Raw genomic sequence first — 15193 nt, 5'->3', positions numbered from 1 at the left:
AAAACCTCCTCTAGCTGAGTCAGATGTCTTCTTTAACAAATCTCCAGAACATGCCTAAAAAGTCCTGCTTTACCCTGGCAAGTGTTATGCCGACATGCATTAATTCATCACCGCCGAACAGCTCACCGGTTTCTACATTTCTATAAACGTAGTCTGGATTCAGACCTTTAAATTTTAATGTTTTAATCGCGGCAGCAGGTTGGGATAAAATCTTGAAATAGCTGGCCGCCATTTCCATTTGATCCTCTGATACAAAGCTCCATGCGGCTTCATTTTCATCAAACGGATTAATTATTCTGTAAAACTTCCCAAATTGAATGAGCGATCTCATTTCTTTATATAGAGCTATCTGTTTTTTTACTATTTCTTTTTCCTCAACGGTTAATGTCGTCAAATCTAGCTCATATCCAAAATTCCCGGCCATGGCGACATAACCTCTTGTCTCCAAGGGAGTTATTCTGCCCACTTGATGGTTGGGTACTGTGGAGACGTGTGCCCCCATGGTAATTGGAGGGTAGACAAGACTTGTTCCCCATTGAATTTTCAATCGGCAAATGGCATCCGTATTGTCACTCGTCCAGGTCTGAGGCATGTAATAGAGCATACCGGCATCAAAACGGCCTCCTCCACTAGAACAGCTCTCGAATAAGACATGGGGAAACTTTGATGTAAGCTCTTCCATAATATTATAGAGTCCCAGGATATAACGATGCGCAGTCTCCCTTTGTCTCTCAGGCGGCAAGGCTGCCGAACCCACATCCGTCATGTGACGATTCATGTCCCATTTTACATAAGTAATTGGAACGTCCGATAAAATATCGGAAACCGACTTAATAATGTACTCACACACTTCCTTCCTCGATAAATCCAACATCAGTTGATTTCTTCCCAACGTATACGGACGATCAGGGACATGGATACACCAATCTGGATGCTTTCTGTATAAATTGCTGTCTATGGATACCATTTCAGGTTCAAACCACAAACCAAACTCCATACCCAGATTTCGTATGCGGTTTGCAAGATCCGGCAATCCATCTGGAAGTTTGCGACGATCCACCACCCAATCGCCTAATGAAGTATTGTCATCATCCCGTTTTCCAAACCACCCATCATCCAGTACAAACAGCTCCACTCCTACACTTTGAGCCTCCTTCGCCAACTGCTCAATCTTGTCGGCATCAAAGTTAAAGTAGGTGGCTTCCCAGTTATTAATCAGGATCGGCCGCTCCTTGTCACGAAAAGGCCCACGACATAATCTGCTCCTGTATAATTCATGATAAATTCTCGACATGCCGCCCAATCCATTTTCGGTGTATACCATGACCACTTCTGGCGTTTGGAAGGATTCCTCCGGTTCAAGCAGCCATGTAAAATCAAAAGGATTAATCCCCATCGCGACTCTTGTGTTCCGATAGGAATCTACCTGAGCCTGTGCCGTAAAGTTCCCGCTGTACACCAGATTAAAGGCGTACACTTCACCCTGTTCTTCATCTGTTCCTTCTCTTACAAGTGCCATAAAGGGTGCCTGTTGAGGGCTGCTGGCTCCACGGCAGCTGTCTACCATTTGAATTCCGGGTAAAATTTTTCGCCTTGCTATATTTTTTTCATTATTATGCGCACCGTACAAGGTAATTAGTTCGTATTCATCATCACGAAAATCCACACTAGCACTTAACGCTTTAAGCAGTTTTAGCTGCTGCCGACCTTCATTATCGAACCGGACTGAACGGGTGATGACATCCCACTTTTGATATAGGCTATAGGATAGTACAACCTTTACATCAATTAATGGGTCTTCAAGGACGATTTCCAGAGTTTCTACTTCGCCATCATCCTCTGCATAAGTAGAAGGAAGCCCTTTCAATTTTGGCTTGCCTTGGTAAACCTGATGTTCTTTATACCGAAAGTCTGTCACGGTAGAACCATTCTCCAATTGAAGCTGATACGCAGGAATCCTGAAATCACTATTTCCAAATGACGGATATTCTTGTGGGATGTTATCCAGTGAAAAGGCTCGATCCGAGCCATCCGGATTGGGTGAAAATCCTCTATCCATAAAGATGATTTTATTGCTTCCCCGATAGTTCTGAATTTTCTTTCCCCAATACAGATGGGCTAAATAACCATCTCGTATAACCTGCATGACATAACTCGTATTGCTGCCTTGTAAATGGAATAAAAGATTCTCTTTATCGATGTGTATAGTCATAGCAACCCCCTTATAGCGCCAATAGTACGTTTTTTCAAAATTATAAATTATGTTGTTTTCTTATTGTTTACATCCTAATAATAATTGAATAGTTTTAATAATTATATGGAATAATGTAGACTCTATATGAAACGGTGTGATAATATACAGAGATGAATTAAGGGGTGAAAACAAATGAGTTCGCACTTTTCCAATCATTCCTATAACAACCTGGATCTCAATTTATACACATGTGGCAAAGAAAGCTGTACCAGCAAGCACTCTTATGGTCCAGCCATTCGAAGCGGGTATATGGTGCATTATATTTTAAAAGGAAAAGGGATCTTTAAAGTCAACGATAAAATCTATCATTTGGAGAAAAACGATGCTTTCTTCATTGAGCCGAAGGTTTTAATTTACTACGAAGCGGACGAAGACGACCCATGGGAATATGCCTGGATTGGTTTTAATGGGGTGCAAGCAAAAGAATATCTAAGCCGGACCTGTATCAATAGGGACAATCCCATTTTCCGGTTTGAAGCAGAGGGCAGCCTTGCCCGCTGTATGGAGAGCATCGTCGTTTCTTCTACACTGAAATCCAACAAAGACCTACTGCTTGCATCCAAGCTATATGAATTTCTGTATTTGATGTTTGAACATTACCCTAATCAGGAAGTCAACCATGAGGTAAGACAGCAGCGGTATATTAAAGAAGCGCTTCTCTTCATTCAGCAAAACTATTCACACTTCATTACCGTAAGTGACATTGCCAAGTACATTTCAATTGACCGTTCGTATTTGCATCGTTTATTTAAACAGCAACTAAATAAGTCACCGCAGGAATTTTTATTACATTTGAGGATTGAAAAATCGTGCTCCCTATTAAGAAATACTTCCCTTAAAATCGGAGATATTGCGCGGTCTGTAGGGTATAAAGATGTACTCCTATTCTCCAAAATGTTCAAAACGGTCAACAAGGTGACTCCATCCGAATACCGAAAAAATCCCCAGGAATAACACGCTTCGTTCGCAACTAAATTAGGCATATTCATTCCAAAAACAGAAAAATAGCGGCAGCATGGATCAACCTCATGTCCATACTGCCGCTATTGTCAAAAGAAAATAAAGTTCTAGACTGAAAATTAAAGTATTAGACTGACGTTGCTTCATTAAGCTAACGGGCAGGATAGTTTAAAGCTTTCGATAAATCGTATGGCCTTACGAAAGACAATAAAAGCGCAGCTCATGATTGGAAAAGACCGTTTAAAAGAGCACCACCAATTCCACTGGCAATTATGCAAATTTATTAGCATTAGCGCTGCGCCACTAGGCGTACTCGTCCCATTGGGCACTGCGGAACTCATGCTGGTTGCTATACAAGAAGCGCGTGCCAATTGCGACGAGCCGTTCGCTCTATATCATTCAGCGGTTACTTTGTATATTTGGTGCAGCAGGTCGTATCCCATGCCGTCAGCCAATATGTGCACCCTGAGAACACATAATCGTCCTTTAAGTATGGCCAGATGAGATTCCCAGCAAACGCAAAGCGAGTTTCAAGCAGTGGCGTTCTTCGTGTATTCGGTCAAATAATACACGGGGAATGGGAAAGTCATTTTTTCAACTATAAACAGTTGCCTGAAAGGGCAGAGAGGATTTCCTGTGTTGTCCGGGTACGCCCGATGCGTGGAAAAATGAAATTTTTTACGTAATCATGCCCGGTTTCGGAAAATCCAGTCATAGCATCAATCGCCAAAATCAGCTGATACCCATGCATAAACGCCTCCCGCGCAGTCGTATCAACGCCCAACTCAGTAGCGATGCCGCATAAGACGATGGTATCAATTCCCCGGCGGCGCAACTGAAGGTCGAGCTCCGTTCCGTAAAAAGCCCCCCATTGCTTCTTCGTGATGATATGGTCTGTCTCGGTGACCCGCATTTCCGGGACGATTTGATCCCATCCTTCAGGCAGATTCAGGGGTGGTCCAGGCGAATCCAACTTAGGACGCGGGATATCCTTCAAATCTTTACTAGATACCCGGACCAGTGCAACCATTGAGCTTTGCTCACGGAAAGTATCTGCCAAGGCTGCGGCGTTAGACACTACCTGCTCAGCAGAATAAGGGGCGTATTGATTTCCTATCCACTTTTGCAAGTCAATAACAACCAACGCTGTTTTTTGTGGATCCCATAATCGTTCCATTCTGTATGTTCTCCTCATCTCTTCGATTTGACCGTATGTTTAATTACGCGAACATATAGTCATTTGACTTCATGTTTCGTATTTTGTACTATCATTCATGAATAGTCAAGGGGGAGATTTTTCTTATGAGTGTGACAAGGGAAGAGGTTTTAAAATCGGCGATGAAGCTTTTTAAGGAACATGGGTTTCTTTCGACGACGATACAGGATATTGCCGAGGATTGCGGTATTGCCAAAGGATCAGTCTATAAATATTTCCCTTCCAAGGAAGACCTCTTCAGCGAGGTGTTTGATCAATGCCATAACGCCTATTTTGATCAAGTCGATGAACTGAAACGCTTTCCCGAACTCTCGCCAGAAGAGCAGTTTCTGCAGCAGATCATTCTGCGATTCCGTTATTTTATGGAATACAAGCATATTCTGGTCGAATTCACGGAGCTCCCCATCCAACAGGATCCCAAGTTCCAGCCGCTTAGACACAAGGTTAGAGGGCGGCTCATCCGATGGCATAAAGAGTGCTTGATACAGGTTTATGGCGAAGAAATTTATCCGTTCCTGTGGGATTTGGTTTCCATCTATCGTGCGATTCTGAAGGAGTACTTATTTTGGATCGTTTATGAAGAAAAGTCTCTATCGCTTGAGGAAACGGCAAGGTTCATTTTGGATAAGCTCAATGTGCTCGTTAAGCATATGATGGCCTCTAACCTGAAGCCTCTGCTGAAACAGGCTTCGTTCGAGAGGTATTTAAGCTGGGGGCTCGAGGACCGCCAAGGGGAGAGAGAGCAGTTCCTTACCGAGCTGTTCCGGGAGATGGATTCGGCCCTTAATGTTCTTCCATCCGGCGCAAAACATCGTTCGGAGTTGAAAGAGGTTTACCATTTTATCCAGAACGAAACTCGTAAAGCGGAACCGAACTTCCCGTTGCTGCAAGCTTCGCTCTACTTTTTGGAGAGAGAGAAAGAGCTTAAAAGTCAGGTCATCCAGTTAAGGAATATTATTTATTCAGGTAGGGGGAGATAGCTTGTTATGTGAAATCAAATCTAACCCCATCGGGGACAAGAGTGAAGACTCTAGGGGGGGAGAGAACAATACGCGAGAAAGGTACGTCTAATGTTGTTACGGTTAGCGAGCATTCCGCTAACGGGAAACGTTAGTTCAATGGAAACAGCGACAGTCTCGTACTTTATTTTCTCGTCCTTGGTTGTCACTGTTTCCATTTTCTAGGCTCAGTCTAATACTTTATTTTTTGCTGACAGCTATTCAATTAACATCAGTTCTCTTTTTGATTCGCATAATACTCGGTGATCAGATCAAGGAACACCTTGGGAAATGCCAAGGTGGCCATATCCGCCTCGCTGATCCAGCGGTACCCCGCTGGCAGCACATTGCGCGTGTACTCCGCCTGCTCTGCCAGCGTAATCAACGCCCCCGGCTTCGCTCCGGTACTGTAGCTGGCCCGCTGCTCGGCAGCCAGCGGTTGTCCTCCCGCCTCCCCGGCAGGGGCGGCGACCTCTTCACACTGGAACACACGTAGGTTCCAGTGAATGTGGCTGAACGTGTGCTCCGCCTCACGTACAAACCGCACCGGGCGCGCAAGCACGCCCTCTGCCAGCAAATGAGCCGCCAAATGGTCCATGGCGGGCTCATCCGGCACCGGGCCGTTGTAGCCCTCCGGCCCGGCAAGCTCATGCGGCAGCTCCCACATGCGGGCCAACAGGCCCTTGGCCGGGCGCTGCCGTACGAGCAGGCGGCCGGCGTTCGCTCCGCTGCCCTCGATGAGAGCGACGGAGCGCGGCTCCAGCCGCGGCGGCTTCGCCTTGGTCTTGACTGGCAGTGTCTCCTCGCGACCTGCCAATCTGCCCGAGCAATGCTCCATGACCGGGCAGGTCAGACAATGAGGCGACTTCGGCGTGCAGACCAGCGCCCCCAGCTCCATCAGAGCCTGATTAAAATCAGAGGCTCTTCCTTCGGGAATCAGCTCCCGTACCAGACTTTCCATATGCGCCCGCGTGCTACCCTTCATAATATCCTCTTCAATGAGAAAATAACGCGACAGCACACGCATCACATTCCCGTCCACAGCAGGCTCTGGTCGGTTAAAGGCGATACTCATAATCGCCCCCGTCGTATATGGGCCTACTCCTTTCAGTGCAGCGACAGCTTGTGTATCATCCGGTACCTGCCCGCCGTGAAGCTCAACTACTTGTTTTGCCGCAGTTTGCAAATTCCGGGCCCGCGAATAATAACCCAGCCCTTCCCACAGCTTAAGCACATCCTCTTCGGGTGCTTCCGCCAGCGCTTCAATTGTAGGAAAACGTGCAATAAAGCGGTTAAAATACGGAATGACCGTATCCACACGCGTCTGCTGAAGCATAATTTCCGAGATCCAGATATAAAAAGGATTCCGATGGCGGCGCCACGGCAAATCGCGTTTGTTACGTGTATACCAATTCAACAGTTCAAAGCTGAAATAACGCTTTTGTTCCAATGTATTTGTAGTCATCACATCACATCTCCTTATATTCGACAATCACAAAAGCAGAGGCAATGTTAGGCTGATGTGTAATACTCAAGTGAATGCTGTAATTCGAGTCACCTGTAGACGGCAACCTCAGTCTATCCCACGCGGATGAAGACAAATAAACTACTGGCTTCCCCCCAGGTTCCGGTAAAATATCCATATCGCCGAACCCGATGATTTGCCCAATTCCACAACCGAAGGCTTTCGTTATCGCTTCCTTGGCGGCAAAGCGCCCTGCTACGAACTCCGTTAGTCTACCCTTGCGTTCCACAGCAAGCTCACGTTCTGCCGGGGTCAGCACCCGATTCAAAAACGAATCTGCATATTTACCTGCCAAAATATTAGCCATACGGTTTATTTCCAGCACATCATGTCCAATTCCGTAGATCATTTGGGTATTCCCCGTCCTTTTTACTTTACTGGATCTATTGTAACAGTGCGTCCACACCCTGGCGAGTCACAAAGGCGTAAAACCGGCACCAAAATATGTTAAAATAAGAAAGGCTATAGGTGAATGTTTTGAAATTCAGCTGATATGCCCATTTAAAAAAATTCCCGTAGAAAGGAAGGATTGGATGTCAGAAACCATTATTGTTGAAGCAGGTACCGAAGCAGGAACAGATGCGGTGATCCGGGCTTCCTGGTTTCCCGCTAAAAATACAGCCAAAAGCCTGCTCATCATCGCTCACGGCTACAAAGGATTTAAGGATTGGGGCATGTTCCCCTATATAGCAGAAGCATTGAGTACGGATAACCATGTTGTGACCTTCAACTTTTCACATAATGGCATAGGTGAGGATCTAGAGAATTTTACCGAGCTGGAAAAGTTCGCACGCAACACCTATAGCCGCGAACAAGAGGATTTGGAACTATTGCTATCCAATCTGAGAGCACGTCATGAGTTCAGAGAATTGCCGTTGTTTCTGTTAGGACATAGCCGAGGCGCGGGGAGCTGCTTTGTATATGCTCTAGATCATCCCGGTGAGATTGCTGGCGTCATTTCATGGAATGGCGTGACAGATCTTGATCTGTTTACTTTACCGCAAAAAGAAGAAATGCGCGCCAAGGGGCGCAGCTATGTGGAAAACGCCAGAACCGGACAACAGCTTCCGCTGGATGCTGTCATTCTGGAAGACCTGGAACAAAATCGCCAGCGTTTTGCCATTGTAGACAGACTTGCCAACAGCCAGCTCCCAGCTGTACTGATCCAGGGAACCGAAGATTCCAAACGTCTACGGGAAGGCTCTGCCCTGCTCACTTCCGTTCGTCCCGACATCGAATGGGTACAAATTCAAGGCGGCACTCATACCTTTAATACCGTTCATCCATTCCAGGGAGGCAGTCTTCCACTCGATCAAGCGATTACCGAAACTCGCCGCTTCATTGAGTGGATCGCCAATTAATTATTGCCCCTTCAATACAAACGGCGATCCGCCGGGCGGATCGCCGCATTTATTTACTTCAGGATTTTGCAAAATTCGATTCCATTCGCTCCAAGTGCAATATATAGACGAACTAGACCATTTCGATCTATATATTATTTATTGAAAATCGCTTATTGGATTTTTGCAAAATCCTCACTTGAGCATTTTACAATTCCATAATGATTAATGCTTACACTCCTGGGATGCTTGTCCGCTTATGCGCTGTACGTGTAAAGAAGCTTTCCAGCTTTTCGCGTGCCGCGGGGTCAATTTCCTTGCCTTCTAGGTAGTCGCTGTTTGCTTCGTAGGAGATCCCCAGTTCTTTTTCATCCGTCTGGCCTTCCCACAATCCTGCTGTAGGCGCTTTGTCCAAAATGGCCTGCGGAACTCCGAGATAGCTGGCCAGCAAGCGCACCTGACGTTTGTTAAGCGTGCTAAGTGGCGTAATATCGACCGCTCCATCGCCCCATTTGGTATAAAAGCCTGTGATGGCTTCTGAAGCGTGATCTGTGCCAACGACGAGCAGATTCAGCTCATTCGCGAGTGCGTACTGAACCACCATACGTGTTCTTGCCTTTACATTCCCTCTCACTTGCGGAGTAATGGAACGCTCCAGACCGATATCCTTTAACGTATGCTCCACTTCCACGGCAACCTTGTCCACGGCTTCCTTAATGTTCGTTTCCCCAGCATATTTCAGGTCGAACGCTTTGGCTACCGCGTAGCTATGCTCGATATCTTCCTGTTGGCCATATGGCTGGAATACACCCAGCGTTTTGTATTCGTCCCCTTGCTCCTGCGTCAATTCATCTGTAGCCCGCTTGCACAAAGCGGCTGCTACGGCACTGTCAATCCCGCCACTGATGGCGATCAACAGCCCTTTGCTTCCCGTTTTCGTTACATACGACTTGAGGAAATCCACACGCTTGCGGACCTCCGCTTCTACGTTAATCGTAGGTTGTACTCCCAATTCAGCAATAATCTGTTCCTGCAAACTCATCAGATAAGCACCTCTTTTTTAGGAATTTCCTTCACAAGCCAACATGCAAAAGCCCCGGCAAGTTTCGCAGGCGAAAAATGCGGGGCATAGCTTGAGCAGTCTTACCGGCAAAAACGATCAAATGCACTGGTCAAATCAGCAGCGATCTGATCTGCCGAACGATCCTCCACCTGATGACGCTCGATGAAGTGAACCAGCTCGCCGTCTTTCAACAGCGCGATAGAAGGGGAAGACGGTGGGTAAGGCGCGAAAAATTCGCGAGCCTTTGCTGTTGCTTCCTTGTCCTGTCCGGCAAAAACCGAATACAGATGATCTGGCGTAAGATCATGCTTCAGTGCTTCAGCAACACCTGGGCGGCATTGGCCTGCGGCACAACCACATACCGAGTTCACAACAACCAGCACTGTACCTTTAGCATTAGGCAGCTTGGCCTCCACATCTTCAGAAGTACGCAGTTCCTGAATCCCAAGATTCGTCAGTTCATCACGCATTGGCTGAACTGAATCTCTCATATATTGATCGAAAGACATAGACATATTCTTTCACTCCTTTTCCAAAAATCATGTATACTACGTTTCTAATTTCATCCTTTGCCGTAGTAAAGGCATGGACATCTAAACTTCATTATACAATCTTTTTCACGTAATTTGCAAAAATCCGGCTATATATTTGCACGATTATTTCTGTATCGAATTCATGACAGGAAACTCAGAATGATCCCGGTAAGTCGGAACGGTTCTACGCAATCGAACTTTAAACTGCGTGCCCATTCCCTCCACCGAATCTACGGCAATTGTACCGTGATGACGCTCCACTATACTTTGACATAAGGCCAGACCCAGACCTGTACCTTTCGTTTTGGTCGTGTAAAAAGGTTGGAACAGCTTTTCAAGCTGCTTTTGCGGAATTCCCGGACCTGTATCCTTTACTTCCATTTCCACGAAATCCCCTTCCTCATGAGTCGAAATGGTCAGCACTCCCTTTTCCCCCATAGCTTCCATCGCATTACGCGATAAATTAAGCAGCAATTGCTTCATTTCCTTAGGGTTCAAATGCAGCATCGTCACATGATCCTCTAACTTTAGCTCAATCGTCTGTCCCCTCAGATTCGCATCTGCCCACAATAAAGGCGTCAGTTCGCGAATAATATCATGCAGATGACATTGCTCCTTCTCAACAATTCGATTCTGGGCCAGTGAAAGAAAATCGTTAATAATCCCGTTCGCCCGGTCAAGTTCCTCCATCACAATGCGGTAATAATGGTTGAGGGATTCTGGGCTTTTCTCACGCATAAGCTGTAAAAAACCACGCACAACCGCCATCGGATTACGTATTTCATGAGTAATGCCTGCTGCCATCTGTCCAACCAGACTGAGCCTTTCAAAATTGCCTAGCTCACTACGCAGCGTCTCCAGCTCTGTAATATCTTGCAAGGCGATAATGACACCTGTCGTTTGGTTTGCATGTTTATCCCGAATAGGAAGGAAACTTGAGAAGAATACTTTTGGGGTAACATTTATAAAATCAGCCCCCGCCTCTCCTTCCAACGCTTTCGCAACTCGTTCGTTAACCGCAGGCAAAGCGCTAAAACCATATAACGAGGTGAATGGACGACCTACTACCTCAGGCAGCGTAATGTAGGGATCGTAGTCCCGATAGAGTTCCAGCATCGTTTTGTTCATATGTATAACTCGTTCTTCGCTGTCCAAAGTAACAAGAGATAACGGCATCAAATCCATAACTTGACGCAGCTTATCCACTTCAATTAAATATTTGCTCGTAAACTCAGTCACATCACGCCGTAACGCCAGCTTCTCAAAGGCATTATGCATCAGGCTCACGACCGTAAAACTTGCCAGTACCCCTGCACCAATATTCCAAAACGTTGTAAGTAAGTCAGGAATGTATACCGCAATATCCTGTTTGCCCCACAGTAGCGGAAATATCGCCTTAAACAGCATATCAGCCACAACATATGCGGAGATCAGGAGCTTTTTGTCCAACATTGTTCCTCTTTGAAAAAACTTGACATGCAGGAGCATAAAAGGAAAAAGGATAAAACCCGTGCCCACATACATCGGGGACATTTCTGTCGACTGGGCTATAATTAGGACTCCCATCAGTGCGGAAGCGGCGAGCACGAAGGCAGTGCGACGTCTACCGTACATGATGCCAACTGCAAGGGGAATAATACCGAGATTGGAAGGTAGACCATATGGAGACTGATATTGAAAGAGTGTACATAGCAATATGGCTGGCAAGCAACACAAATACAGTATTCCTTGATTGGGTCCAGGAAGCAGATTGCCACCCCAAACCTTTTTCTTATCCCCATAATCCGTTAATATAGAGAAAAAACCCGCCGATATAACGGCAAGGAGAACTTGGAGCACACTTTCCTTCAACGCAATTAACAAGGACTTCTCCCCCTCATCATCTTTCCTTGACGCCGTTAGTTGAATTAAAGCACAGGCTACAATATATTACAATATATGTGTTAAAATCCCGGTGTAGAACGACAAAATTTGCTAAATACTAGATGTTTATAAGAGGAGCGTTTTTACGCAATCCATATCCCTACAATTGAAAGATATACGCGTTACTGTACTCGAAAACTATCTAAAGTGACGGTATTACGTTATGATGAACAATCGGTTACGCCGTTCTGAATGATTTTGAAAATTTGTCGACGAAAAGGAAGAGGTTAATGACTTACGACGTTATTGTGATCGGAGGCGGCTCAGCCGGATTAATGGCTGCTGCTGCTGCCAGCGGTGAAGGTGCCAAGGTGATTTTGCTGGAAAAGGGAAATAAACTCGGGCGTAAGCTGGGGATCTCTGGTGGAGGCCGTTGCAATGTCACGAATGCCAAAGAGCTGGACGAACTCATTCGGCACATTCCCGGCAATGGCCGATTTCTGCACAGTGCACTGGCGGCTTTCGGCAATCGGGATATCATCGCCTTTTTTGAACAGTTGGGTATAGCCTTAAAGGAAGAAGACAACGGGCGTATGTTTCCAGTGACGGACAAAGCCAAAACAGTTGTCGATGCTTTGATCAACAAGGTACGCTCTCAAGGAGTCGAGATTCGGACAAGCAGTCCTGTTCAAGAGGTTATTTACACTGAAGGTCATACAGCTGGGGTGCGACTGCGTTCCGGTAAAATCCTACATAGCCGTAATGTCATTGTAGCCGTTGGTGGCAAATCCGTCCCGCATACAGGCTCGGAAGGTGACGGCTATGCATGGGCAGAACAAGCAGGGCATACCATTACGGAGCTATATCCAACAGAGGTGCCGTTGACCTCAGGCGAGACGTTTATCCAGACGAAAGAGCTTCAGGGACTATCCTTACGCGACATCAGTCTGACCGTATGGAATGCGAAGCAAAAGAAAGTTGTCGTCCATGAAGGAGATATGATTTTTACACATTTTGGTCTATCTGGCCCGACTGCTTTGCGGTGCAGTCAGTTTGTCGTCAAGGGAATGAAAAAGGATAAGGTGAACACGGTGTTGTTGACTCTCGATTTGCAGCCTCACAAACATGCCGATGAAGTCTACCGTGAGACGCTGGAATTGGCATCGGTCGATGCTAAAAAAGCGATCAAAAACGTGCTTAAGCCTTATTTACCGGAACGCTTGATTCCATTGTTGCTCCAGCAAGCCGAACTGCGTGAGGACTTGACCTATGATCATATTCCTAAGCAGCAGTGGCAAGAACTTGCTCATCGCATTAAGGCGTTTCCAATCCGTGTGAACGGTACGCTCTCTCTGAAGGAAGCATTTGTTACCGGGGGCGGTGTGAATTTGAAGGAAATTAATCCGAAAACAATGGAGTCCAAACTGATGCCTGGATTGTTCTTCTGCGGTGAGATTCTCGATATTCACGGTTACACTGGAGGTTATAATATTACAGCGGCGTTTACGACAGGGCATACAGCAGGAACCCAAGCGGCCGTAAGCGATTAAGACGCTGCGCGTAGGATTTGATCTTACGAACGCTGTCGCTTCTCCAGATTCAAATCCTCCGCTGCGCTGCAAACCGCCATTACATCCGCATTCTTATAGGAAAAGTAGGAAGGAAATCAAAAAGGCTTAAATCAGTCATGTTACTGATTTAAGCCTTTTTTTTAAAATGGCGTAAAGAACAAGCTCCATCTTGTTTTGACATTTGCCGCTATTTAAACCTCAATAATGATAGGTAAAATCATGGGTCTTCTCTTCGTCTGACTGTAAATAAACCGGCCAACATCATCTTTTAACATCTGCTTAATCAGTCCCCACTGACTCATTTCGATTTCGGTTAACTCGTTCACTGTGGACATAATCGTGTCGTGGATCTGGCTCATGAGCTCTTCGGAATCCTTAACATATACAAACCCTCTTGATATGACCTCTGGTGTTGCGAGCATTTGCTTCTCGTTTTTGCTCAACGTCATCACAATAATCAGCATTCCGTCTGATGAAAGCTTTTTACGGTCTCGCAGTACAATATTACCTACGTCCCCTGTGACCAACCCGTCTACCAAGCTATTGCCTGCTGCTACTTTGGGGCCTAGGGATGCCCTTCCCTCTTCGATTTGAACAGTGTCACCGTTATGGACGATAAATACATTCTCCATCGGAATCCCCACAGACTCCGCTAGCTGACGATGCTGATACAACATCCTGAATTCGCCGTGTATGGGAATTAAAAACTCGGGTTTCATCAGGGTCATCATTAATTTTAATTCTTCCTGGCTGCCATGACCGGACACGTGCATCCCTGTGGTGCTGCCTGATCCATAAATAACGTTGGCGCCCAGTACGTACAGGTTATCAATGACCTGGGAAAGATTCCGTTCATTCCCGGGTATGGCTCCTGCAGCAATGATTACAGTATCACCAGGCAAAATTTCGATTCTGGGATGCAGGGAATTGGCTAGACGGGACAGTGCAGCCATTGGCTCACCCTGACTTCCTGTACATAAAATAGCAATTTCTTCTGCAGGAAACCGTTCTGTTTCTCCCGCCTCAATCAACAAGTCCTCAGGCATGTGCAAGAAACCCAGCTCCTTAGCCACTGACACCACATTTATCATGCTGCGACCCAGTAGAACGAGTTTTCTGCCTGTTTCTACAGCCGCGTCAATGACTTGTTGGACACGGTTCACATTGGATGCAAACGTAGAAATAAATACTTGCTGTTTGGCTCTGGCAAAAGCATCCAAAATATGTCCGCCAACCAAACGCTCTGAAGGAGTAAATCCTGGCCTTTCGGCATTTGTACTTTCGGAGAGCAGCACTTTTACCCCCTTCTTTCCTATTTCAGCCATGCGATGAAGATCGGGGAAAGGTCCACTGACGGGAGACATATCGAATTTGAAATCCCCGGTATGGACCACATTTCCTTCCGGTGTCTGAAAAAAGACACCCAGGCAATCCGGGATACTGTGGACGGTAGTGAAAAAGGATGCCTGAATCGTTCCCGCTTGAACGGTTGAATCCGCATCTATAAGATGAAGCTCAGCATCACGTAAAAGGTTGTGCTCCCTTAACTTAATTTTAATTAATTCGATGGTGAGCTTTGTTCCATAAACGGGCATATTAATCTGCTTCAGCAGATAGGGAATACCTCCGATGTGATCCTCATGCCCATGAGTCACAATGAGCGCTCTGACTTTATCCTGATTTTCCAGCAGATAGGTGACATCCGGCACAATGAGGTCAATACCAGGCAAGTTCTCATCAGGAAACTTGGAACCACAATCGATAACGACAATATCCTGATCGTATTGGATAAAATACATGTTTTTCCCGATTTCATTAACACCGCCTAGAGCAGCAATGAGTAATCTATTATCAGCATGCATCAATTTTA

The 15193-nt window shown here is 46.0% G+C and carries 12 protein-coding genes; 4 read left to right on the top strand and 8 right to left on the bottom strand.

What is annotated here, in order from left to right; all coding sequences use genetic code 11:
• Nucleotides 1–19 precede the first annotated feature (19 nt).
• Nucleotides 20–2212, bottom strand: a complete 2193-nt coding sequence (locus MKX59_RS24700; RefSeq protein ID WP_340859209.1) for an alpha-galactosidase — start codon at nt 2210–2212, stop codon at nt 20–22.
• 174 nt (nt 2213–2386) lie between these two features.
• On the opposite strand from MKX59_RS24700, the gene MKX59_RS24695 reads away from it, so the two are divergent.
• Entirely contained in the window at nt 2387–3208 is an 822-nt protein-coding gene (locus tag MKX59_RS24695; protein ID WP_340859207.1) for an AraC family transcriptional regulator, read from the top strand.
• Between the two features lie 604 nt (nt 3209–3812).
• Here MKX59_RS24695 and MKX59_RS24690 read toward each other — a convergent pair.
• A complete protein-coding gene (locus MKX59_RS24690; RefSeq protein WP_029515795.1) occupies nt 3813–4391 on the bottom strand; it encodes a hydrolase in 579 nt (192 codons plus the stop codon).
• Nucleotides 4392–4516: 125 nt separating this feature from the next.
• Between MKX59_RS24690 and MKX59_RS24685 the strand changes: the two genes are divergently transcribed.
• Nucleotides 4517–5410 carry a TetR/AcrR family transcriptional regulator gene (locus tag MKX59_RS24685; RefSeq protein WP_029515796.1) on the top strand — a complete coding sequence of 298 codons (894 nt, stop codon included), beginning with the start codon at nt 4517–4519 and terminating at the stop codon, nt 5408–5410.
• Between the two features lie 250 nt (nt 5411–5660).
• On the opposite strand, the gene mutY is transcribed toward MKX59_RS24685, so the two are convergent.
• Nucleotides 5661–6893: an A/G-specific adenine glycosylase gene (mutY, locus tag MKX59_RS24680; protein WP_340859204.1), complete on the bottom strand. Its 1233-nt coding sequence runs from the start codon at nt 6891–6893 to the stop codon at nt 5661–5663.
• Between the two features lie 4 nt (nt 6894–6897).
• Nucleotides 6898–7302, bottom strand: coding sequence for a holo-ACP synthase (gene acpS, locus MKX59_RS24675; RefSeq protein ID WP_023986981.1), 405 nt, complete (start codon nt 7300–7302; stop codon nt 6898–6900).
• 184 nt (nt 7303–7486) lie between these two features.
• Here acpS and MKX59_RS24670 point away from each other — a divergent pair, with 184 nt between their 5' ends.
• A complete protein-coding gene (locus tag MKX59_RS24670; protein ID WP_069080781.1) occupies nt 7487–8314 on the top strand; it encodes an alpha/beta hydrolase family protein in 828 nt (275 codons plus the stop codon).
• Nucleotides 8315–8525: 211 nt separating this feature from the next.
• Here the strand turns inward: MKX59_RS24670 and nadE are convergent, their stop codons facing one another.
• From nadE to MKX59_RS24655, 3 genes are all read right to left on the bottom strand, one after another.
• The gene (gene nadE / locus MKX59_RS24665; RefSeq protein ID WP_025722646.1) at nt 8526–9335 is read right to left on the bottom strand and encodes an ammonia-dependent NAD(+) synthetase; all 810 of its coding nucleotides are present in this window, start codon (nt 9333–9335) and stop codon (nt 8526–8528) included.
• Nucleotides 9336–9436: 101 nt separating this feature from the next.
• Entirely contained in the window at nt 9437–9871 is a 435-nt protein-coding gene (locus tag MKX59_RS24660) for a BrxA/BrxB family bacilliredoxin (RefSeq protein ID WP_023986978.1), read from the bottom strand.
• Between the two features lie 141 nt (nt 9872–10012).
• Complete coding sequence (locus tag MKX59_RS24655; protein ID WP_028541021.1) at nt 10013–11752, bottom strand: two-component system sensor histidine kinase NtrB; 1740 nt, start codon at nt 11750–11752, stop codon at nt 10013–10015.
• Nucleotides 11753–12042: 290 nt separating this feature from the next.
• On the opposite strand from MKX59_RS24655, the gene MKX59_RS24650 reads away from it, so the two are divergent.
• Nucleotides 12043–13302 (top strand): BaiN/RdsA family NAD(P)/FAD-dependent oxidoreductase, encoded by a 1260-nt coding sequence (locus tag MKX59_RS24650; RefSeq protein WP_340859197.1) that lies wholly within the window; start codon nt 12043–12045, stop codon nt 13300–13302.
• Between the two features lie 212 nt (nt 13303–13514).
• On the opposite strand, the gene MKX59_RS24645 is transcribed toward MKX59_RS24650, so the two are convergent.
• Nucleotides 13515–15185 (bottom strand): ribonuclease J, encoded by a 1671-nt coding sequence (locus tag MKX59_RS24645; protein WP_028541023.1) that lies wholly within the window; start codon nt 15183–15185, stop codon nt 13515–13517.
• Between the last annotated feature and the right edge of the window lie 8 nt (nt 15186–15193).

The organism is Paenibacillus sp. FSL R7-0340, from assembly GCF_038002205.1.
GTDB classification, from domain to species: domain Bacteria; phylum Bacillota; class Bacilli; order Paenibacillales; family Paenibacillaceae; genus Paenibacillus; species Paenibacillus polymyxa_B.
This window is presented reverse-complemented; position numbering and strand designations above follow the sequence as displayed.

Excerpts from the sequence above, each read along its gene's own strand:
- MKX59_RS24645 (WP_028541023.1), bottom strand. The coding sequence starts at position 15,185 with ATGCATGCTGATAATAGATTACTCATTGCTGCTCTAGGCGGTGTTAAT.
- MKX59_RS24670 (WP_069080781.1), top strand. The coding sequence starts at position 7,487 with ATGTCAGAAACCATTATTGTTGAAGCAGGTACCGAAGCAGGAACAGAT.
- MKX59_RS24650 (WP_340859197.1), top strand. The coding sequence starts at position 12,043 with ATGACTTACGACGTTATTGTGATCGGAGGCGGCTCAGCCGGATTAATG.
- acpS (WP_023986981.1), bottom strand. The coding sequence starts at position 7,302 with ATGATCTACGGAATTGGACATGATGTGCTGGAAATAAACCGTATGGCT.
- MKX59_RS24690 (WP_029515795.1), bottom strand. The coding sequence starts at position 4,391 with ATGGAACGATTATGGGATCCACAAAAAACAGCGTTGGTTGTTATTGAC.
- MKX59_RS24695 (WP_340859207.1), top strand. The coding sequence starts at position 2,387 with ATGAGTTCGCACTTTTCCAATCATTCCTATAACAACCTGGATCTCAAT.
- mutY (WP_340859204.1), bottom strand. The coding sequence starts at position 6,893 with ATGACTACAAATACATTGGAACAAAAGCGTTATTTCAGCTTTGAACTG.
- MKX59_RS24685 (WP_029515796.1), top strand. The coding sequence starts at position 4,517 with ATGAGTGTGACAAGGGAAGAGGTTTTAAAATCGGCGATGAAGCTTTTT.
- MKX59_RS24660 (WP_023986978.1), bottom strand. The coding sequence starts at position 9,871 with ATGTCTATGTCTTTCGATCAATATATGAGAGATTCAGTTCAGCCAATG.
- MKX59_RS24700 (WP_340859209.1), bottom strand. The coding sequence starts at position 2,212 with ATGACTATACACATCGATAAAGAGAATCTTTTATTCCATTTACAAGGC.
- nadE (WP_025722646.1), bottom strand. The coding sequence starts at position 9,335 with ATGAGTTTGCAGGAACAGATTATTGCTGAATTGGGAGTACAACCTACG.